An 18737-nucleotide genomic window follows, 5' to 3' on the forward strand; every position below is an offset into this window, starting at 1 on the left:
CCGGAACCGCCGTTGCCAGACTGGCCGGTATGGGACTGCGCAGCGAAGCTTGGTTCAACAACCCCGCCGACCCCGGCATGACCGCGCTCTACCTCGAGCGGTACCAGAACTGGGGCCTCACCCGGGAGGAGCTGCAGTCCGGCCGTCCGATCATCGGGATCGCCCAGACCGGCTCCGACCTCACCCCCTGCAACCGGCACCACCTGCAGCTGGCCGACCGGACCCGGGAGGGCATCCGCGAGGCAGGCGGGATCGCGATCGAGTTCCCGGTGCACCCGATCCAGGAGACCGGCAAGCGCCCGACCGCGGCCCTCGACCGGAACCTCGCCTACCTCGGCCTGGTCGAGACGCTCTACGGCTACCCGATCGACGGCGTCGTGCTCACCACCGGCTGCGACAAGACGACCCCGGCGTGTCTGATGGCCGCCGCGACCGTCGACCTGCCGTCCATCGTGCTGTCCGGTGGCCCGATGCTCAACGGCTGGTTCAACGGCGAGCGCACCGGGTCCGGCACGATCATCTGGAAGGCACGGGAACTGCTCGCCGCCGGTGAGATCGACGACGCCGGGTTCATGGACCTCGTCGCGTCGTCCGCGCCGTCGCCGGGGCACTGCAACACGATGGGCACGGCGTCCACGATGAACGCGCTCGCCGAAGCCCTCGGGATGAGCCTGCCCGGCTGCGCCGCCATCCCGGCCCCGCACCGCGACCGGGCGCGGATGGCCTACCGGACCGGGCTGCGGATCGTCGAGATGGTCCGCGAAGACCTCAAGCCGTCGGACATCCTGACGCGGGCGGCGTTCGAGAACGCCATCGTCGTGAGCTCCGCGATCGGCGGCTCGACCAACGCGCCCATCCACCTCGGCGCGATCGCCCGGCACATCGGCGTCGACCTGCCCCTCGACGACTGGCAGCGGCTCGGCCACGGCGTCCCGCTGCTGGTCGACCTGCAACCCGCGGGCAAGTACCTCGGCGAGGAGTTCCACCGCGCGGGCGGCGTCCCGGCCGTGGTGCACGAGCTGATGCGGCACGGGCTGATCCACGAGGACGCCCCCACCGTCAACGGCCGCACCCTCGGCGACAACTGCCGCACCGCCGAGGCCGGCGACCGGGACGTCATCCGGACCTTCGACACCGCCCTCACCCCCGACGCCGGGTTCCTCGTCCTGAAGGGCAACCTCTTCGACGCGGCGATCATGAAGTCCAGCGTGATCTCGCCGGAGTTCCGGCGGCGGTACCTGGCCGGCGGTGTCTACGAAGGCACCGCGGTCGTGTTCGACGGCCCGGAGGACTACCACGCCCGCATCGACGACCCCGGCCTCGGTGTCGACGAGCACTCGCTGCTGGTGATGCGCGGCACCGGCCCGCTCGGCTACCCGGGTTCGGCGGAGGTGGTCAACATGCGGCCGCCCGCGGAGCTGATCAAGCGGGGCGTGCACGAACTGCCCTGCCTCGGCGACGGCCGCCAGTCGGGCACCTCCGGCTCGCCGTCGATCCTCAACGCCTCCCCCGAAGCCGCGGCGGGCGGCGGCCTGGCGGTGCTGCGGACCGGGGACCGGGTCCGGATCGATCTCGGCGCCGGCACCGCGGACGTGCTGGTCTCCGACGAGGAACTGGCGCGGCGCCACCGGGAGCTGGCCGAGGCGGGCGGCTACCCGGTGCCGGCCTCGCAGACGCCGTGGCAGGAGATCCAGCGGTCGATGACCGACCAGCTCTGCGACGGCATGGTGCTGCGGCCCGCCGTGGCGTACCAGCGCATCGCCGCGACGAAGGGAATCCCCCGCGACAACCACTGATTCCGGTGCTTCGCCCGCGGGGAAAACGGGTATCCCCAGCGGTAGCCGAGGCGAGGAGGCCCCCCATGCTCCCGGATCGAGAACGCCACGCCCTCCGCGAAATCGAGGCCGAGCTGCGCGCGAGTGATCCCGCGTTCGCCGCCACTTTGAGCGGCGGCAAGCTGCGCCCGCCCCGGCAGTGGAGCCTGCTGCTGGTGCTCAGCGACGTCACCGCGGTGGTGATGCTGCTCGTCGGGCTGTTCGCCCGCGACGCCGCGCTCGTGCTCTGGGGCACGGTGAGCGCGGGCGCATTGGTGGCCTGGCACATCGCCCGCGCCGAGTCGATCCGTGAGTCCACTGAGGACGGTTCGACCCCGGCCACCGGCTCGCACTGACCGCCGCCGCCCCACACAACGCAGTACGGCCTCGCAACGCAGTACGGCCGCCCCCGGAAACTCGCGCCGGGGGCGGCCGTACTGCGCCGGGGGTCACCCGGTCGTACGACACTCAGTCATATGACAGAGCTTCGACCAGCTCGCCGGCGCTCGGGTTCGACAGCGCCCTGGCCACGTCGGCCTGGGCGACGATCCCGACGAGGTCGTGCCCGTCGATCACCGGCAGCCGGCGGACGCGGTGCTCGGACATCGTGCGCAGGATCTCCTGGGCGTCGTCGTCCGCACCGATCGTCACGACCTCACCCTGGGCGAGCTCGCCGACGTGGACCGCGCGGGGGTCCTTGCCCTCGGCCAGGACCTTCACCACGATGTCGCGGTCGGTGATCATGCCCTTGAGCCGGTTGTCCTCACCGCAGATCGGCAACGCGCCGATGCCCTTCTGCGCCATGGTGACCGCGGCGTCGTGCACGGTGTCGGACTCCCGGGCGCAGGTCGCGTCCGACGTCATGATGTCGCGTGCGGTGGTCATCGTGAACTCCTTCCTTCGGGTCGTTGTGTTCGACTACCTGTGTTCCGGCTACCCGGGCGGGACGCGTTTACCCGTGCCCGGGGTGGGGATTTTCGGGCTACATGCCGGATTCCCGCGGTGCCGAGCCGCCGGACACCACCGACCTCGACCGGTTGCGGTCGGCGGCGTCCGGCTGCCAGGGGTGCCCCCTCCACCAGGACGCCACGCAAACCGTCTTCGGCGAAGGCTCCGCCGGGGCGAAGGTCCTCGTCGTCGGCGAGCAGCCGGGCGACCGGGAAGACCTCGCGGGCGAGCCGTTCGTGGGCCCGGCCGGGAAGCTGCTGGACCGCGCCTTCGAAGAGGCCGGCTTCGACCGCCGGTCGTTGTACGTCACCAACGCGGTCAAGCACTTCAAGTTCAAGCGCGACGAACGCGGCAAGCGCCGGATCCACCAGAAGCCGGGCCGCACCGAGGTGGTCGCGTGCCGCCCGTGGCTGCTGGCCGAACTGCGCGCGGTGCGCCCCGAGCTGGTGCTGCTGCTGGGTGCGACGGCCGCGCAGTCGTTGCTGGGCCCGAAGTTCCGGTTGACCGCGCACCGCGGCGAGCCGGTCGAGCCGCCGGCGGAGCTGGCCGAGCTGGTGCCGTCGGCCGTGGCGACGGTCCACCCGTCGGCGGTGCTGCGGGCCCCGGACCGGGACGACGCCTACGCGGGTTTCGTCGCCGATCTGCGGTCCGCGGCCAAGCTGCTCGGCTGAAGCCCCGTGGATCGGCGGGGCTCGGTCACGACGCCTTCAGTGCCTTCTCGAGTTCGGCGCGCGTCATCTTCGACCGGCCCTTCACGCCCTGCTCGCGGGCCAGCTTGTCCAGGTCCGACTTGGACAGTCCGGAAAGCTGGGGCTTCTTCGCGGCGGTCTTCTTCTTCGGCTCCTTGCCGCCGCTCTTGCGGTTCTTCACACTGCTGCGGTTCTTCACACTGCGCGACAGGGCCTCGAACAGGTCCACGACGTCGGCCGAGGGCGCCGGCTCCTCTTCGTGGGCGATCTCCTTGCCGGCTTCCTTCGCCTTGATCAGCTCTTCGACCCGCTTCGAGTACTCGTCGCGGTAGTCCTCGGGCTTCCACGGCGCGGTCATCTCGTCGACCAGCGCGAGCGCCATGTCGAGCTCCTTGGGCCGCGGTTTCGGCAGGTCCGGCAGCTTGCCCATGACGTCCTTGGGCTTCCGCAGGTCGGCGACGAAGTGCAGCGTGTTGAGCACCATGACGTCCTCGCCGGCGCGGACGGCGGCGAGGTATTCCTTGCCGCGCAGCACGAACTTCGCGACGCCGGCCTTCTCGCTGCGGTCCATCGCCTGCAGCAGCAGGCCGTACGCCTTGGCGAAGTCCTCCTTCGCCGGCTTGAGCCAGTACGTCTTGTCGAAGAACCACGGGTCGATCTCGTCGAGTTCGACGAACTGCTCGATGTCGATCCGGCGCGACCGCGCGGGCGCGATCTCGTCCAGTTCGTCCGGCTCGACGAGCACGTGGTCGCCGCCGCCGAGGTCGTAGCCCTTGACGATCTCGTCCTGGGTGACCTCCTCGCCGGTCCGCTCGTTGATGCGCCGGTTGCGGATCCGGTCCGACGTGCCGCGCTCGAACTGGTGGAAGTGGATCGTGTGGTCCGCCACCGCCGGGTACAGCTCCACCGGCACGGTGACCAGCCCCAGGCTCAGCGCGCCGCTCCACACCGGGCGGGCCATGTCGTCCTCCCCCGGCCTCAGGCGACGTCGCTGCTGCGGCGGCTGCCCCGGTGCAGCCCCAGCATGTCCAGCAGCCGCGCGCAGTCCTCGGGGTCCTTGGCCCGCGCCGCCACGGCCAGCGCGGCCTTGTGGCGCGTGCGCTCCAGTTCGGCCGTGTCGCCGCCGTCGGCCAGCAGGTCCGCCACCGGCCGCAGATCGTTGCGCTTGTCTCGCATGGTTCGTTCCCTCCGGCAGTCCGTTCGCGGGCGGGTTACCCAGGATCACCTCGGGCAACACGGCCGTCACCGAAGGAGTCCCGGAGAACCGGCCGCTAGGCCGAACGAGTGAATTCAGCAGGGTCCGGCCCCGATCGCGGGCAAGGTGGTGAGAGCCACGTCACAGCAGGAGGCCGGATGGGCACCCAGCTCCGCATCAGCCGCGAGGGCGGCTCACTGCCGTGCGAGGTCTGCGGGTTCCCGACGATGCACGTGGCCCAGGTCGTCGCCGACGACGGCACGATCCTCGGCCGCACCCTGGTCTGCACGACGTGCCAGCTCGGCAAGCACCGCCCGGACCCGGCGCCGGTCGAGTCGGAGGCACCCCCGGACGAGGTCCCGGCCGGCTAGCGCCATACGTCGAACGGCGGGTCAGGCCGTCGTCGCCACCGCCGCCACGAACTCGGCCGCCACCTCGTGGAGCTTGCGGTTGCCGTCCTGGGAACGCTTCACCAGGCGCCGGAAGGCTTCCTCCGCGGTGATCCGGTGCGCCGCCATCAGGATCCCCTTGGCCTGGTCGATCACCGCGCGGGTCTCCAGGGCGCGGTTGAGCTGGTCGACCAGTTCGCGGGCCGCGAAGTACCGTCGCGCGCTGCGCAGGCCGATCACCACCGTCGCCGTGTACAGCTCGAGGATCTTCGTGCCCAGCTCGCTGAAGCCGTGCTCGCCGAAGCCGAACAGGTTCACCGCGCCGGACATGTCCTCGTCCACCGTCAGCGGCGCGGCGAGGAAGCTCGCCACGCCCAGCTGCTCGGCCGACGTGACGAACTGCGGCCACAGGTCCCCGACCGCGCCGACGCCGACGCGGACCGGCTGGCCCGTCTCGGCGGCGCGCAGGCACGGCCCGTCCCCGATCCGGTACTGCTCGCGGTCGAAGTTGACCGCCCGCTGGTCGGTGCTCGCCACCGTCTCCGGCTCGCCGTCGCGCACCAGGGTGATGCTGGCCATGTCGGCTCCCGGCACCACCTGCACGACGTGGTCGCACACCGCCTGGAGCATCTGGCCGAGATCGAGCTCGCTATCCAGCATCGCGGTCAGCGATTCCATCGCCAGCGTGACTTCGTCCAGCCGCGCGGTCAGCTGCTCATGGCCGCCCGTCATCCTGGTGCCGCCCCTCCCTCATCCGACGGGGCGCTCTCAACCAGGGAGGACCCGGGCGCGCGCCACTAGTGGGCCGCTAGCGCTTTAACGGGTCCAGCGCGAGGTTACTGCATCCCGATCAGCCCGGGCACGAGCGGTCACCGCCGCGGCGCGCCGCACGCCCGTTCGGAGCAACGACGGTTGCGGGCCGTGGGCGCCGGGTTAGTCTCGGTGGCACGGTTCAACCAGCAGCCGCTCCACTCCCCGAGCGCGGCGCTGCGGCCGCGCCGCACCAGGACGGCGGCGAACGGCATGAACCTTCCCCGAGTCAGGCACCCGAACCTCCGGCTGCGCACGGCGTGGCCGGCCCCGCACGTGGTCCTGGTGACCGCCCGCGGCGACCTCGACAGCGCGACGGCGGGCGACCTGGCCGGCCTGCTCACCGATCGCCTGTGGGCGACCCCCGAGCAGCTGGTGGTCGACCTGTCCGAAGTGGACTTCCTCGGCGTCGCGGGGATCCGGGTGCTGCTGCACGCGGCGCTGCAGGCCGAACAGCGCGGTACCGAACTGCTCGTGGTCGCCGGAACCAACCCGATGCTCCGGCGGGCCCTGCGGGTGACCGGGGCGGACCGGCGTCTCGCACTCACCGATCGGCAGCCCGCCCCCGCACCCGCCTGACCACCGGCGGCGTGCTCAGCCGCGCAACGCCGGGAGCAGCTCCTTCTCGGCGAAGTCGAGGAAGCCGTCCTGCTGGTCGCCACCGATCTGGACCAGGGCCACGTCGGTGAAGCCCGCCTTCTCGAACTCCTGCACCGCTTCGGCGATCGGCTCGATGTCCGGGCCGCACGGGATCGAGCCGGCGACATCCTCTTCGCGGACGAACTGCGTCGCCCCGGCGAACCCGGCCGGTCCGGGGAGCTCGGCGTTGACCTTCCAGCCGCCGGCGAACCAGCGGAACTGCTCGTGCGCGCGCTGCACGGCGGCGTCGCGGTCGGTGCCCCAGGACACCGGCAGCTGCCCGATCTTGCGGCTGGGCGCGCCGCCGAGCTTCGTCGCGTCCCACTCCTGGGACAGTTCCACCTTCGGCTCGACGGCGATCATCGCGTCGGCGACCGGGGCGAACCGCCGGACCGACTGCGAGCCGGACACCGCGACACCGATCGGCGTCCGCTTCTCCGGCAGGTCCCACAGCTTCGCCGAATCGACGCGGAAGTGCTTGCCGTCGTAGTCGAAGTAGCCGCCGTCGAACAGGCCGCCGATGATCTGCACGGCCTCGGCGAGCATTTCGTGCCGGACGTTGGCCGGCGGCCAGCCACGGCCGACGACGTGCTCGTTGAGGTTCTCGCCCGCGCCGAGGCCGAGGGTGAACCGGCCGCCGGAGAGCGCCTGCACGGTCGCCGCCTTCTGGGCCACCACCGCCGGGTGGTAGCGCATGGTCGGGCAGGTCACGTAGGTCATCAGCTCGGCGCGCTCGGTCACCTGCGTGACGGCGCCCAGCACGGTCCACGCGTAGGGCGCGTGGCCCTGTTCGTCCAGCCAGGGCGAGTAGTGGTCGCTCATGACCTCGAAGTCGAAGCCGGCCCGTTCCGCCCCGGCGGCGAACCGGACCAGGTCGTCCGGGCCCGCCTGCTCGGTCATCAGGGTGTAGCCGATCCGCATCGGCGCCTCCTCTCGCTCAACTCTCCGCGTACCCCTGGTCCGCGCCGGGTAACCACCCACGACCGGGACGTTTACCCCGTGATCAAGCGGGTACTCGTCGCGCGAGACGAAGGGAGCGGGCATGCCTCAGTCGTGGAGCGGCAAGCGCGAACGCCAGTACGAGCACATCAAGGACTCGGCCGAGGACCGCGGTGCGAGCACGAAGCGGGCCAAGGAGATCGCGGCCCGGACGGTGAACAAGAACCGCGCGCAGTCGGGCGAGTCGCGGCAGGCCGGCAAGACGTCGGTTAAGGACAAGTCGCCGCAGCAGCGCGGCGGCGAGCGGTCCGGCAACCGCAAGGGCCCGGGTGGCCCGAAGAAGGACCAGCTCTACAACGAAGCCAAGAAGAAGAACATCGACGGCCGCTCGAAGATGACCAAGAAGGAACTCGAACGGGCGCTGGGCCGGTGACGAAACCCGAAATCCCTGATCACGAAGTGTCGGCTTTCCCCCAGATGGGTAGTACCTCCCGCATGGAAGAAACTCGAAGCGACAGCTCGTTCGGCGGCAAGCCGACTGTCGACGAGCTGCTCGACGAACTCGTCGAGCTGCGGCTCCCCGCGATGGCGGAGCAGATCCCGCTGGTCCGGATGCTCACGCACGGCGTCGTGTCGCGCGCGGACTTCGGGCTGGACGCCATCGCCGACGCCAAGATGGCCGTCGACGAAGCGTGCGCGCAGCTCGTCCAGCTCGCCGAGCTCGGCGCACAGCTGCAGTGCCGCTTCCGGCTGGCCCCCGACGGCCTGCACGTCATCGTTTCGACCCGGTCGAGCGACCCGCGGCCGCCGAGCGACCGCACGTTCGGCTGGCACGTCCTGACCACCCTGAGCCGGTCGGTGACCGCCCACTGCGACACGCTTCCCGGTGGTGGTGCGGGCATCGTCACGATCGAACTGGTGCTCAACCCGGGAACGAGCGCGTGAGCAACGAGCGGAAACCCCTCCTCCACCGCCCGGACGAATATGCCCACTGCGAACCGCTGTTCGAGGAACTGGGCGGGCTCGACCCCAGTGATCCGCGGCGAGAGGTCGTCCGGAGCAAGCTCGTCACCGAACTGCTCCCGCTGGCCGAGCACATCGCGACCCGGTTCTCCGGCCGCGGCGAGCCCCGGGAGGACCTGGTCCAGGTGGCGCGGATCGGCCTGATCAACGCCGTCGACCGGTTCGACCCCACCCGGGGCCACGACTTCCTGTCCTTCGCGGTGCCGACGATCATGGGTGAGGTCCGACGGCACTTCCGCGACACCGGCTGGTCCGTGCGGGTCCCGCGGCGGCTCAAGGAGCTGCACCTCTCCCTGAGCCAGGGCTCGGCGGTGCTCTCGCAGCGGCTGGGCCGCGCCCCGACGCCGACCGAACTGGCGGAGCACCTGAACCTGGACGTCGACGAGGTCCGTGAAGGTCTCCTCGCGGGCAACGCCTACCAGGCGCTCTCGGTCGACAAGCCGGTGCACGACGACGCCGAGGCGCTGTCGCTGGCGGACACCATGGGGGAACCGGACCACGAGATGGCCATGGTCGAGAACCACGAGGCGCTCCAGCCGCTGCTGCAGGAACTGCCGAAGCGCGAGCGGGCGATCCTGGTGATGCGGTTCTTCGGCGGGCTCACGCAGACCCAGATCGCCGACCGCGTCGGCATCTCCCAGATGCACGTCTCCCGGCTGCTGTCGCAGACCCTGGAGCAGCTGCGCGGGAAGCTCACCGGCGAAGGCTAGAAAGCGGCACTTTCACGTGAAAGTGCCGCCTCCCCCGGTGGCAGCTTTCACGTGAAAGGCTTTCACGTGAAAGCTCAGCCCAGCCAGCCGGGACGGTCGCCCTTCCGCAGCCGCCGCCACTCCCGCGCGAACTGCTGGCGCAGCTCCGCCGCCCGGCCGGCGTCCCGGGCGTGGAGCATCCCGAAGGTGAACGTGTTCTGCCCCTCGCCGTGCCCGGCGATCGCGAGGTGGTGCAGGACGTCCCGGCCGACCACGGTGTCCTGGTGCTCGCCCAGTGTGCTCTGCACCGCCTTGACGTCCTTGCGCCACTTCTGCAGTTTCTTCCCGTACACCGGCTTCACGGTGTCGGCGGCGTAGCGCGCCCGCTTCGCCTTCTTGCGGACGTCGTGCAGGGCCGTCTCCAGCTCGTCGCCCGTCAGGCCACGCGTCGCCGCTTCGGCGCGGCTCAGCTTCTTCGCGGCCTGTCGCAGCGGCTTGCGCAGGGCCGCCTTCGCGGGCTTGCGCGCCTTCGCGGTCAGCGGCGGTTCCTCCAGCAGGGCGTCGAGTGAGCGCAGCAACCGCAGGTAACGCTTGCCGGTCAACGCCTCCAGCGCGCGAGTCCGGCCTTCCTCGGCCTCGCGGGCGAAGTGGCGGGTGAGGAACTGGCGCAACGGCCCGAACACGAGCTCCGAAGGCACGTCGTCCAGCTGCCGGTGCAGCCGCTGTTCGGTGACCTCGGTGTCCCTGGCCGGCGACAACCGGCGGCCCAGCCACTGCAGCTCCGCCGCGAGGGCCGCGGTCTCCTTCTTGTCGACGACGGAGCCGAAGGTGCGAAGCGTGCTCCGCAGCTTCCGGATCGCGACGCGCATCTGGTGCACGGAATCGTCGACGTCCAGCCGCACCCCGACGTCCGCACGGCGCAGCCGGCCGTGGTGCTCGTGCAACACCGCCAGCACGACATCGCCGGCGGACGGCTTCTTGCCCGGCCGGGGCGGCGCCGGGACGCGGTCGCCGATGAGGCGGCGCAGTTTCGACGGCCACGGCGACGCCGAGGCGCCGGCTTCGGTCAGCGCGCGGTCGAACTCGTCGAGCAGGCCGGGCTCGGTCGCGGGGTCCAGTTCGAGTTCCAGTTCACGCCACTCGTCGAGGTGCGCGCTCGCGCCGCCGACGTCGCCGGTGACGTGGTCGTCGGTGAGGATCGCGACGGTACGGCCGTCCGCACCGGCGAGCCGGTGGGCGAACCGGTCGGTGCGCAGGTGCGCGATCGGCACCAGCTTCTCCCCCAGCGTGTACGCCCGCAGCAGGCGCCGGAACCTGCCGGGCACCTTGTGCGGGTCGCCGCCCAGCGGCAGCTGCAGTTCCTGTCGCTCGTCGGCCGACACCGGCAGCTTCAGGTGCCAGCCCGCGTCGGGGCCGCCGACGCGCCGCCGCAGCGTGATGCCGCCGCGGGCCAGCCGGTACGTCCCGGTGTCGTAGTAGGACGCGTCGAGGACGTGCTCCACCGGATCGTCCTGGGTTTCGACGCCGCCGACGCCGACCAGGCGGGGCACGCCGCTGCCCGCGACGATCTCGTACTTGCGTTCGCGCTCGGTCACCGTCGACGGCGCAGCCATCGTTCGTCCTCCTTGGGGCCGGGTTCGACCTTGGAGTACCCGCGCGGCCCGCGGCCGACACGGGTTCGGCGCCGGAGCAGCGGGTATCCCGTTCTGCGAACCCGAGCCCGGACCAGGAGCGTGCATGAACGGCAACCAGCCCGCAACCGACCTGACGACTGTCCTCGACGGCGATCACCGCGAGCTCGACCGGCTCTGCACCGAGCTCGAGCTCGGCCAGGGCAGTCCGGAGAACCGCAAGGACCTCGCCGATCACCTGATCGCGGAGCTGGTCCGGCACTCCGTCGCCGAAGAGCCCTACCTCGACGACGACGGCGACCTCGCCGAAGCGGACCGCCTGATGCGGGAGCTCGAGGGCGCGGGACCGCAGGAGACACGGTTCGAGCGCCTGCTGGGCGGGCTGATCCGCGCCGTCCGGCGACACGTCCGCGAGGAGGGACCCGCGGCCGTGCGCGAAATCCGGCGCACCTGCTCGCCCGGCCGGCAGGCCGAACTCGGCCGGGAGGTCCTCGACATCCGGGAGAACGCGCCGACGCTCCCGCACCCGGACCTCGCCGACCGGATGCCGCAGGCCGACCAGCTGTGGCCGGGGCCGGGGTTCGTCGACCGGGCCCGTGCCGCCCTGCGCGCCCCGGCATCGGGTTGAATGAGCAGTCGGCACCCCGATCCGGAAGACCCGGAAGACCTGAAGACAGTGAGGACCCATGAGCGTCGGCGAAGAGGAGTGGGCCCGGGAACGGGCCGGGTTCGGGCAGGACGGTGAACCGGTGCCGGGTCTCCTGGCGGAGCAGTTCGCCGACCTCACGCGAACCCTGCTCGACGCGACGCCCACCGTCGGCGGCGTGCTCAAGCTCGTCGTCGGCGCCGCGACCGCGCTCGTCCCGGACGCCGACCTGGTCAGCGTCACCCTGCGCGACGCCGACGGCAGCTTCCACACCCCGGTCGGCACGGACCCGGTCGCCGAGCGGCTCGACCAGGTGCAGTACGACCACGGCGAAGGCCCCTGCGTGGAATCGGCCCGGCCGGACGGCCCGGCCGTCGGCTGGTCGCCGGACCTCGGCCGGGACCCGCGCTGGCCGGCGTTCGGCCCGGCCGCCGCCCGCCACGGCTACCACTCGGTGCTGGCCACCGCGCTGCTCCCGGACGCGCGCCCGCCCCGGCTGTCCGGCGCGCTCAACATCTATTCCCGCGCGCCGGGGGCGTTCGACGCGCGGGCGATCGACCTGGCACTGCTGCTGGGGGCGCACGCGTCGCTGGCGCTGGCCCACACCCAGGCCGTGGCCTCGGCCGAGCTGGAGGCGGCGCACCTGCGCCGGGCGGTCGAGGGCCGCGACGTCATCGGCCAGGCGAAGGGCATCCTGATGCAGCGGCGTGGCATCAGCGCCGACGAGGCCTTCGACGTGCTGCGCCGGGCCTCCCAGGACCTCAATGTCAAGCTCGCCGATCTGGCGAAGGCCCTCGCCGACCGGCACACCGAAGTGGATCTGCCGGCCTCCGAAGCCTGAACACGCCGGAAGCGCAGCTTTCACGTGAAAGCTGCGCTTCCGGGGGTGCCGGCCTTACTGCGCGGAGTACGGCGACCGGTTCTCCAGCGACGGGCTGGCCGCCGGGTACCGGCCGTCCTGGCCCGGCACCGGGGTCACCGTCGTGCCGTGCTGCTCCTCCACCCGCGGCCGGGGGCCGCGCTGGACGACCGCCTCGACCTCCTGCTCACCGCGGATGCGGGCCAGGACGCCGAGGGTGATCGCGTGGGCCAGTGCGAGGATCAGCAGCAGCACGCCGATCCGCCCGACCACGCCGGGCAGGTCGCTGCCGCCCATGTCGATGGTCGAGATGAGCGCCAGCACCCCCAGCGTCGCGAGGTGGAACAGCACCGTGACCAGGCGGGTCATCGAAGCGCCCGCCGCCGGGTCGCCGTAGGAGTTCTCCAGGTACCGGCGGCCGCTGCGGTAGATGATCTGCCCGTCTATCAGGACCAGCGCAACGCCGATCGCGAGGAACGACAGGTACGCGTTCGTGGTCATGCCGGACGCTCCTTCCTGGGGGACCTTGCCGGAGGAATACCCGGCAGGTCGCGCAGGGAAACGCCGCGGTCACCCGGCGAAGGCGTCCGGGTCCGGCCCGGTGCGGCGGCCTTCGTCGAGCCCGCCGATGGCGGTCAGGTCCTCGTCGTCGAGCTCGAAGCCGAAGACGTCGATGTTCTGGCGCATCCGGCCGGGCGAGGCCGACTTCGGGATCACGATGTTCCCGAGCTGGACGTGCCAGCGCAGCACGACCTGCGCCGGCGTCCGCCCGTGCTTCTCCGCCAGGCCGGTGAGCACCGGGTCGCCGAGGACGCCGGCCTGCGCCAGCGGGCTCCACGCCTCGGTGGCGATGCCGTGCGCCCGGTGGTACTCGCGCAGCTGCGCCTGCTGCAGCGCGGGGTGCAGCTCGATCTGGTTGACCGCGGGCACCAGGGACGTCTCCCCGGCGAGCCGGTCGAGGTGGGCGGGCTGGAAGTTCGACACGCCGATGGCGCGGGCCTTGCCCGCTCGCAGGATGTCTTCGAAGCCCTGCCACGTCCGGACGTAGTTGTCCTTGGCGGGCAACGGCCAGTGGATCAGGTAGAGGTCGACGTAGTCGAAGCCGAGCCGGCGCAGGCTGCCTTCCAGTGCGGTGATCGCGTTGTCGTGCCCGTGCGCGTCGTTTGCCAGCTTCGTCGTGACGAACACGTCTTCGCGGGCAACACCGGATTCCGCGATCCCGGCGGCGACCCCGGTTTCGTTGCGGTACAGCTGCGCGGCGTCGATGTGGCGGTACCCCGTTTCCAGGGCCGTCCGCACGGCCTGCGCCGTTTCCTCGGGCGGGATCTGGAAAACGCCGAATCCGAGCTGCGGGATCCGCACGCCGTTGTTCAGTTCCAGGGCGGGCACGCCGGCAGTGGTGGTCGTCATGCGTACCGCCTACCCGGCGGTCCCGGGACGTGAAACGCGGCGGGACGGGTGATCCCGCCCCGCCGCGGCAACTCACCCCGGACGGGTGACCCGCGAAGGGTTACCGTCCCGGGCGGTCCACGTCACCGCGCCAGCCGCCGGTCTCCCGGCCGCGCTGCTCGATGTACTCCTTGAACCGCTTGAGATCGCCCTTCACGCGGCGGTCGAGCACGCCGAGCTTGTCGGCGACGTTCTCGGCGAAGCCCTCCGGGTCGATGTCCATCTGCGCGGTCACCCGGGTGTGCGAGTCGTCCAGCCGGTGGAAGGTGATGACGCCGGCGTGGTCCGGCCCGGAGTCCGACGTCCAGGCGACCCGCTCGTCGGGGTGCTGTTCGGTGATCGTCGCGTCGAATTCGCGCGTGACGCCACCGAACCGCGTCACCCAGTGGGTGTGGGTGGCGTCCACCTGGCGGATTTCTTCGACGCCTTCCATGAACTTCGGGAATTCCTCGAACTGCGTCCACTGGTTGTACGCGGTCGAAACGGGGACTTCCACGTCCACGATTTCGGTGATCGTGCTCATGCACTCCTCCTCGTCGGTGGTCGGTGCCACCCGGCTACCCGGTGCACCGGGGGTCAAACCCGGCGCGGTTGACCCCGCGCGGGGCCGGGTACACGGCGACCAGGCAAAGGAGGTGTTCGGTGATCGAAGAGGCAAACAAGACGCCGGCGGCCGACCGTTCGGTCGGCGAGCTGGTGACGGACCTGACCGACGAGGTCAAGCGGCTCGTCCGGGACGAGATGCGGCTCGCGGTCTTCGAACTGCAGCGCAAGGGCAAGAAGATGGGCCTCGGGGCCGGGTTGTTCGGCGCGGCCGGGCTGTTCGCGTTCCTCGGGGCCGGCACACTGGTCGCGGCGGCCGTGCTGGCGCTCGCACTGGCCGTCCCCGGCTGGCTGGCGGCGGTGATCGTCGCGGTCGCGCTGTTCGCCGTCGCCGGGATCGCGGCGCTGGTCGGCAAGAAGGAAGTGACGCAAGGGGTGCCGCCGGTGCCCGAAGAAGCGATCAGCGGCGTCCGCGAAGACGTGGACACCGTGAAGCAGGGAGTGCGGGCATGAGCGGGGACTTCCCGAAGAACGCCGAGGAGGCGCGGCTCGACCGGGACGCCACCCGGGAAGAGCTCACCGAGACGCTGGAGGCGCTCGGGCAGAAGCTCGACGTCAAGACCAGGGTCAAGGAGAACGTCGACGAGAAGCTCGACCAGGCGACCGCGAAGGTCGCCGACGTGACGAACGAGCCGACCGCCGCCAAGTTCCGCCAGAGCGCCGACGCCGTCCGCGCCAACCCGCTGCCGGTCTTCGCCGGCGTGCTGGGCCTGCTCATCCTGATCCGCCTGATCCTGCGCCGGAGGAATTCGTGAACAAAACGCTGTACAAGCCGCTGAGCTGGGTGGTCGGTGCCCTGGGTGGCATCCTCGCCGGCCAGGTCTTCAAGCAGGTCTGGAGCCGCGTGGCCGGTGAGGACGACGCCCCCGACGCCACCGACCGCGACTACACCTGGCGGCAGGTGGTCATCGCGGCGGCGGTGCAGGGGGCGATCTTCGGCGCCGTCAAGGCCGCCACCGAACGGGCCGGCGCCGTCGGTTACCGCAAGGCGACCGGCGACTGGCCCGGCGACGACTGATCAACCACAGCATTGACAGACCACCGTATTGATCAACCACAGTATTGATCAACCACGGTATTGATAGACACAGTGGACGGTCGGAGGCGTGCCCGCGAGGGCGGGTCACGCCTCCCGGCCGGGCTCGAGGGCGAGACCGGCGAGCGCGGCCCCCACCCGGGGGTGGATCTTCAGCAGCGCGTCGGCGCCGGTGGCTTCGAGCGAGCGGGTGACCGCGTGGCCGCCGAGCACGACGGCGAGTTCGGTGCGGGCGTTCGCCTGCAGCAGCGACCGGACCCCGCCACAGCTCAGGAAGGCCACCCGGGTCAGGTCGACGACCAGCCGCTCGCCGGTGGCGAGGGCTTCGTCGAGCGTGCCGACCGTGGCGACGTCGATGTCGCCCACCAGGGTCAAGACGGTGATCCCGCCCGGTCGCCCGGTCGTCGTGACGGTGAGGCCGGAAGGTTCGTAGATCGTGCGGAAACAGTCGTACATGGCGCTCCCTTTGTTCCAGCGTTGCCGGGGCGCTGACCGGAGCACGTGTCTGAACAACAGCCAACCCCCCTGACCGTACGCCCCTGTGCCGTGAGGTCAACCCCGCGGGTTTCCCGGTTACCACCTCGGGTAATCGGATCCGGACGCAGATCCGGCCCCGGAAGGAGACCCATGCGTGTCGTGATCGTCGGCGGCGGTTTCGCCGGTTACCACACGGCGAAAAGCCTGCGGAAAGAAGCCGGGGAAGACGTCGAAGTCGTGCTCCTGAACCCGACGGATTACTTCCTTTACCTGCCATTGCTGCCCGAAGTGGCGGCCGGGATCCTGGACCCGCGGCGAGTCGCGGTTTCGATTCCCGAAACGCTGCGCGGAGTTCGCCTGGTGCTCGGGGTCGCCACCGGCGTCGACTTCGATTCCCGCCACGTCACCTACACCGACCCCGAGGACAAGGAGCACCGGATCGGGTACGACCGGCTGGTGCTGGCCGCGGGCAGCGTCAACAAGCTGCTGCCGATCCCGGGCGTCCCGGAGTACGCGCACGGGTTCCGCGGCGTACCGGAAGCGCTGTACCTGCGCGACCACATCACGCGGCAGATCGAACTGGCCGCCGCGGCCGAGGACCCGGCCGAATGCGACGCCCGCTGCACGTTCGTGGTGGTCGGGGCCGGCTACACCGGGACCGAAGTCGCCGCGCAGGGGCCCGCGTTCACCGCGGCGCTCGCCGCGCGCCACCCCGAGCTGACCGGCCGGCGGATCCGCTGGCTGCTGCTCGACGTCGCCGAGCGGGTGCTGCCGGAGCTCGACGGGCGGCTCGGCCGCACCGCCGACCGGGTGCTGCGCGCCCGCGGGGTCGAGGTGCTCATGAAGACTTCGGTGGACCACGCCGACGACAAGGGCGTCGCGTTGACCAACGGGGACGCCGTGCCGGCCCGCACCCTCGTGTGGTGCGTCGGCGTGCGGCCGGACCCGCTGGTGGCCGACCTCGGGCTCGAAACCGCGAAGGGCAGGCTCGTGGTCACCGAGCAGCTGAACGTGCCGGGCCGCGACGACGTGTTCGCCTGCGGCGACGCGGCCGCGGTACCCGACCTCACCCGGCCGGGCCAGTACACGGCGATGACCGCGCAGCACGCCGAGCGGCAGGGCAAGCTCGCCGGGCGCAACGTGGCGGCGTCGCTCGGGTACGGCCGCCCCGGCACCTACCGGCACCACGACCTCGGCTTCGTCGTCGATCTCGGAGCCGGTGCCGCCGCGGCGAACCCGCTGCACATCCCGCTGTCCGGGCGACTGGCGAAGGCCGTGACGCGCGGCTACCACCTCATGGCGATGCCGGGCAACCGCGTGCGCACGGCCGCCGATTGGCTCCTGGAGACGCTGACCGGCCGTCAGACCGTCCAATTGGGACTCGTCCGGTCCGGCGCCGTGCCGCTCGACACGGACAGTCCGGAACTTCCCCGTCGCTGAAAGGAGAGCGCATGCCTGCCGAACCGGAACCCGTCCGCTCCGAAGGCCCGTCCGTCGTGACCGCCGGTGACCCGTCGGGCCCCAAGGTGATCGTCCTCGACCCGGCCGGCGCCGGGAAGCACGACGAGCTGCCCGCGACCTGGCGGCCGCTGACGCGGAAGCGGGCCGTCTTCTGGTGCCGGGTGCCCGCGGGCGGCGCCCTCGCCGAAGCCGACGAACTGCTCGGCGACGCCGGTCCCGACGACCCCGAGATCGCCGTGGTGGCGAGCGGCCCGTTCGCGGCGGAGGCGCTCCAGCTCGTCGAGCGGCACCCGGGGGCGGCCACGCACCTGCTGCTGGTCGACCCGGCCTCGGACGCCTTCCTCGCCTCCGACGACGCCGCGCAGGCCAACGACGCCTGGCTGGCCGAGCACGACGACGTCGTCTCCAAGCTGCGCGAGGCCGGCACGGACGTGCGGGTGGTCGCGTCGAGCACCGGCGGCCCGGAGGACCGCGTCCCGCCGCCGCTGCCGCTCGGGCACCCCGACGTCGTCACGGCGGTGCGCTCGGCCCTCGGCCAGGACTAGCGCCGCCGGTCGGCGGCCAGGTCCACGAAGGCCCGCACCACCGGGGACGCCGAGCCGGCCCGCCAGGCCAGGCCCAGGTCGATCCTCGGGGGCGGGTCTTCCACCCGCCGCAGCACCACGCCGCGGCGCCGCAGCGCCCGGGCCCGGTGTTCCGGGACCGCGGCGAGGCCGGCGCCTTCGGCGACCGCGCGCATCAGCTGCTCGTCCTCCGGTTCTTCGCGGACGATCGGCGGCAGCCCGCCCGGCCAGACCTGGCTGCTGATCGCGTCGTACTGGCCGGGGCCGTTCTCCCGCGGCCAGAACACCACCGGCTCGGCGGCGATCGCGGCCCGCCGCACCCGCCCGCGGCCGCGGGCGAGTGCGTGCCCCGCAGGCAGTGCCAGCAGGACCTCTTCCGAGCCGACCACCGCGACTTCGATGCCCGCGGCGGTGACCGGCGGCCGCACGAAGCCGACGTCGATCTCGCCCGCCGCCAGCCGGGACAGGTTCAGGCTGGTCCAGCCCGTTTCCAGGGCGAGTTCGACGTCCGGGTACCGCTCGCGGTACGCCGCGACCAGGTCGCCGGCCCGTGGCCCGGGCGCCGAACGCGTGTAGGCGATCCGCAGCCGCCCCGCGTCACCCCGGGCGGCCGCGGTGACCGCGCCCCGGGCCCGGTCCAGCCGGTCGAGCAGGTCACGGGCCTCGGCCGCGGCCACCCGCCCGGCCTCGGTCAACGCGAAGCGCGGGCCTGTCCGGTCGAGCAGCGCGACCCCCAGGTCCGCCTCGAAGGCCCGGATCTGCTGGCTCAGCGACGGCTGGGAGACGAACAGGCGCGCCGCCGCCTTCGTGAAGTGCATCTCTTCGGCGAGCACGGCGAAGTAGTGCCATCGGCGCAGGTCCACCCAGCGATTATAGG

The 18737-nt window shown here is 71.8% G+C and carries 26 protein-coding genes; 15 read left to right on the forward strand and 11 right to left on the reverse strand.

Features of this window, described 5'->3' with window-relative positions:
* Window positions 1–29 precede the first annotated feature (29 nt).
* Window positions 30–1796: an IlvD/Edd family dehydratase gene (locus ACLJQE_RS29830; RefSeq protein ID WP_410642789.1), complete on the forward strand. Its 1767-nt coding sequence runs from the start codon at window positions 30–32 to the stop codon at window positions 1794–1796.
* Between the two features lie 65 nt (window positions 1797–1861).
* Window positions 1862–2170 carry a DUF3040 domain-containing protein gene (locus tag ACLJQE_RS29835; RefSeq protein WP_410642790.1) on the forward strand — a complete coding sequence of 103 codons (309 nt, stop codon included), beginning with the start codon at window positions 1862–1864 and terminating at the stop codon, window positions 2168–2170.
* 112 nt (window positions 2171–2282) lie between these two features.
* Here the strand turns inward: ACLJQE_RS29835 and ACLJQE_RS29840 are convergent, their stop codons facing one another.
* A complete protein-coding gene (locus ACLJQE_RS29840; RefSeq protein ID WP_410642791.1) occupies window positions 2283–2699 on the reverse strand; it encodes a CBS domain-containing protein in 417 nt (138 codons plus the stop codon).
* Window positions 2700–2800: 101 nt separating this feature from the next.
* Here ACLJQE_RS29840 and ACLJQE_RS29845 point away from each other — a divergent pair, with 101 nt between their 5' ends.
* Complete coding sequence (locus ACLJQE_RS29845; RefSeq protein WP_410642793.1) at window positions 2801–3433, forward strand: UdgX family uracil-DNA binding protein; 633 nt, start codon at window positions 2801–2803, stop codon at window positions 3431–3433.
* A gap of 25 nt (window positions 3434–3458) precedes the next feature.
* On the opposite strand, the gene ACLJQE_RS29850 is transcribed toward ACLJQE_RS29845, so the two are convergent.
* Both ACLJQE_RS29850 and ACLJQE_RS29855 read right to left on the reverse strand, forming a co-directional pair.
* Entirely contained in the window at window positions 3459–4412 is a 954-nt protein-coding gene (locus tag ACLJQE_RS29850) for a Ku protein (RefSeq protein ID WP_410642794.1), read from the reverse strand.
* Window positions 4413–4429: 17 nt separating this feature from the next.
* Complete coding sequence (locus tag ACLJQE_RS29855) at window positions 4430–4627, reverse strand: hypothetical protein (protein WP_410642795.1); 198 nt, start codon at window positions 4625–4627, stop codon at window positions 4430–4432.
* 177 nt (window positions 4628–4804) lie between these two features.
* Between ACLJQE_RS29855 and ACLJQE_RS29860 the strand changes: the two genes are divergently transcribed.
* Window positions 4805–5017 (forward strand): hypothetical protein, encoded by a 213-nt coding sequence (locus tag ACLJQE_RS29860; protein ID WP_410642796.1) that lies wholly within the window; start codon window positions 4805–4807, stop codon window positions 5015–5017.
* 21 nt (window positions 5018–5038) lie between these two features.
* Here the strand turns inward: ACLJQE_RS29860 and ACLJQE_RS29865 are convergent, their stop codons facing one another.
* On the reverse strand, window positions 5039–5767 hold the full coding sequence (locus ACLJQE_RS29865; RefSeq protein WP_410642797.1) for an ANTAR domain-containing response regulator: 729 nt from the start codon (window positions 5765–5767) through the stop codon (window positions 5039–5041).
* Between the two features lie 210 nt (window positions 5768–5977).
* Here ACLJQE_RS29865 and ACLJQE_RS29870 point away from each other — a divergent pair, with 210 nt between their 5' ends.
* Complete coding sequence (locus tag ACLJQE_RS29870) at window positions 5978–6424, forward strand: STAS domain-containing protein (protein WP_410642798.1); 447 nt, start codon at window positions 5978–5980, stop codon at window positions 6422–6424.
* Window positions 6425–6439: 15 nt separating this feature from the next.
* Here ACLJQE_RS29870 and ACLJQE_RS29875 read toward each other — a convergent pair whose 3' ends face one another.
* Window positions 6440–7405, reverse strand: coding sequence for a TIGR03557 family F420-dependent LLM class oxidoreductase (locus ACLJQE_RS29875; RefSeq protein WP_410642799.1), 966 nt, complete (start codon window positions 7403–7405; stop codon window positions 6440–6442).
* Window positions 7406–7526: 121 nt separating this feature from the next.
* Between ACLJQE_RS29875 and ACLJQE_RS29880 the strand changes: the two genes are divergently transcribed.
* The 3 genes from ACLJQE_RS29880 to ACLJQE_RS29890 all read left to right on the forward strand — a co-directional run bounded on the left by ACLJQE_RS29880 (window position 7527) and on the right by ACLJQE_RS29890 (window position 9156).
* Window positions 7527–7856: a plasmid stabilization protein gene (locus ACLJQE_RS29880; protein WP_410642800.1), complete on the forward strand. Its 330-nt coding sequence runs from the start codon at window positions 7527–7529 to the stop codon at window positions 7854–7856.
* A gap of 62 nt (window positions 7857–7918) precedes the next feature.
* Window positions 7919–8368 (forward strand): ATP-binding protein, encoded by a 450-nt coding sequence (locus ACLJQE_RS29885; RefSeq protein WP_410642801.1) that lies wholly within the window; start codon window positions 7919–7921, stop codon window positions 8366–8368.
* A complete protein-coding gene (locus ACLJQE_RS29890; protein WP_410642802.1) occupies window positions 8365–9156 on the forward strand; it encodes a SigB/SigF/SigG family RNA polymerase sigma factor in 792 nt (263 codons plus the stop codon). Before ACLJQE_RS29885 ends, ACLJQE_RS29890 begins: the two co-directional genes overlap by 4 nt.
* Window positions 9157–9230: 74 nt before the next feature.
* On the opposite strand, the gene ACLJQE_RS29895 is transcribed toward ACLJQE_RS29890, so the two are convergent.
* Window positions 9231–10748: a CHAD domain-containing protein gene (locus ACLJQE_RS29895; protein ID WP_410642804.1), complete on the reverse strand. Its 1518-nt coding sequence runs from the start codon at window positions 10746–10748 to the stop codon at window positions 9231–9233.
* Window positions 10749–10872: 124 nt separating this feature from the next.
* On the opposite strand from ACLJQE_RS29895, the gene ACLJQE_RS29900 reads away from it, so the two are divergent.
* Together ACLJQE_RS29900 and ACLJQE_RS29905 are read left to right on the forward strand one after the other, a co-directional pair.
* Window positions 10873–11394 carry a hemerythrin domain-containing protein gene (locus tag ACLJQE_RS29900; RefSeq protein ID WP_410642805.1) on the forward strand — a complete coding sequence of 174 codons (522 nt, stop codon included), beginning with the start codon at window positions 10873–10875 and terminating at the stop codon, window positions 11392–11394.
* A 58-nt stretch (window positions 11395–11452) separates the two neighbouring features.
* Entirely contained in the window at window positions 11453–12253 is an 801-nt protein-coding gene (locus ACLJQE_RS29905) for an ANTAR domain-containing protein (protein ID WP_410642806.1), read from the forward strand.
* 54 nt (window positions 12254–12307) lie between these two features.
* Here the strand turns inward: ACLJQE_RS29905 and ACLJQE_RS29910 are convergent, their stop codons facing one another.
* From ACLJQE_RS29910 to ACLJQE_RS29920, 3 genes are all read right to left on the reverse strand, one after another.
* Window positions 12308–12772 (reverse strand): hypothetical protein, encoded by a 465-nt coding sequence (locus ACLJQE_RS29910; RefSeq protein ID WP_410642807.1) that lies wholly within the window; start codon window positions 12770–12772, stop codon window positions 12308–12310.
* Window positions 12773–12841: 69 nt separating this feature from the next.
* Window positions 12842–13681 (reverse strand): aldo/keto reductase, encoded by an 840-nt coding sequence (locus tag ACLJQE_RS29915; RefSeq protein ID WP_410642808.1) that lies wholly within the window; start codon window positions 13679–13681, stop codon window positions 12842–12844.
* 100 nt (window positions 13682–13781) lie between these two features.
* Entirely contained in the window at window positions 13782–14243 is a 462-nt protein-coding gene (locus ACLJQE_RS29920; RefSeq protein WP_410642810.1) for an SRPBCC family protein, read from the reverse strand.
* A 119-nt stretch (window positions 14244–14362) separates the two neighbouring features.
* On the opposite strand from ACLJQE_RS29920, the gene ACLJQE_RS29925 reads away from it, so the two are divergent.
* The 3 genes from ACLJQE_RS29925 to ACLJQE_RS29935 are packed head-to-tail and all read left to right on the forward strand — an operon-like array spanning window position 14363 to window position 15341.
* Entirely contained in the window at window positions 14363–14776 is a 414-nt protein-coding gene (locus tag ACLJQE_RS29925) for a phage holin family protein (protein ID WP_410642811.1), read from the forward strand.
* On the forward strand, window positions 14773–15078 hold the full coding sequence (locus tag ACLJQE_RS29930) for a DUF3618 domain-containing protein (protein WP_410642812.1): 306 nt from the start codon (window positions 14773–14775) through the stop codon (window positions 15076–15078). The genes ACLJQE_RS29925 and ACLJQE_RS29930 overlap by 4 nt, the downstream gene beginning before the upstream one ends.
* Window positions 15075–15341, forward strand: coding sequence for a DUF4235 domain-containing protein (locus tag ACLJQE_RS29935; protein ID WP_191314466.1), 267 nt, complete (start codon window positions 15075–15077; stop codon window positions 15339–15341). The genes ACLJQE_RS29930 and ACLJQE_RS29935 overlap by 4 nt, the downstream gene beginning before the upstream one ends.
* 105 nt (window positions 15342–15446) lie before the next feature.
* Here ACLJQE_RS29935 and ACLJQE_RS29940 read toward each other — a convergent pair whose 3' ends face one another.
* Window positions 15447–15815, reverse strand: a complete 369-nt coding sequence (locus ACLJQE_RS29940) for an STAS domain-containing protein (RefSeq protein WP_410642813.1) — start codon at window positions 15813–15815, stop codon at window positions 15447–15449.
* A gap of 171 nt (window positions 15816–15986) precedes the next feature.
* Here ACLJQE_RS29940 and ACLJQE_RS29945 point away from each other — a divergent pair, with 171 nt between their 5' ends.
* Both ACLJQE_RS29945 and ACLJQE_RS29950 read left to right on the forward strand, forming a co-directional pair.
* Window positions 15987–17276: an NAD(P)/FAD-dependent oxidoreductase gene (locus ACLJQE_RS29945; protein ID WP_410642814.1), complete on the forward strand. Its 1290-nt coding sequence runs from the start codon at window positions 15987–15989 to the stop codon at window positions 17274–17276.
* A gap of 11 nt (window positions 17277–17287) precedes the next feature.
* Entirely contained in the window at window positions 17288–17842 is a 555-nt protein-coding gene (locus tag ACLJQE_RS29950; RefSeq protein ID WP_410642816.1) for a hypothetical protein, read from the forward strand.
* Here ACLJQE_RS29950 and ACLJQE_RS29955 read toward each other — a convergent pair.
* Window positions 17839–18723, reverse strand: coding sequence for a LysR family transcriptional regulator (locus tag ACLJQE_RS29955; RefSeq protein WP_410642817.1), 885 nt, complete (start codon window positions 18721–18723; stop codon window positions 17839–17841). The two genes, ACLJQE_RS29950 and ACLJQE_RS29955, sit on opposite strands and share 4 nt — an antisense overlap.
* Window positions 18724–18737: the final 14 nt, after the last annotated feature.

The sequence above is a fragment of the Amycolatopsis sp. lyj-346 genome (assembly GCF_046548975.1).
Classification (GTDB): Bacteria; Actinomycetota; Actinomycetes; order Mycobacteriales; family Pseudonocardiaceae; genus Amycolatopsis.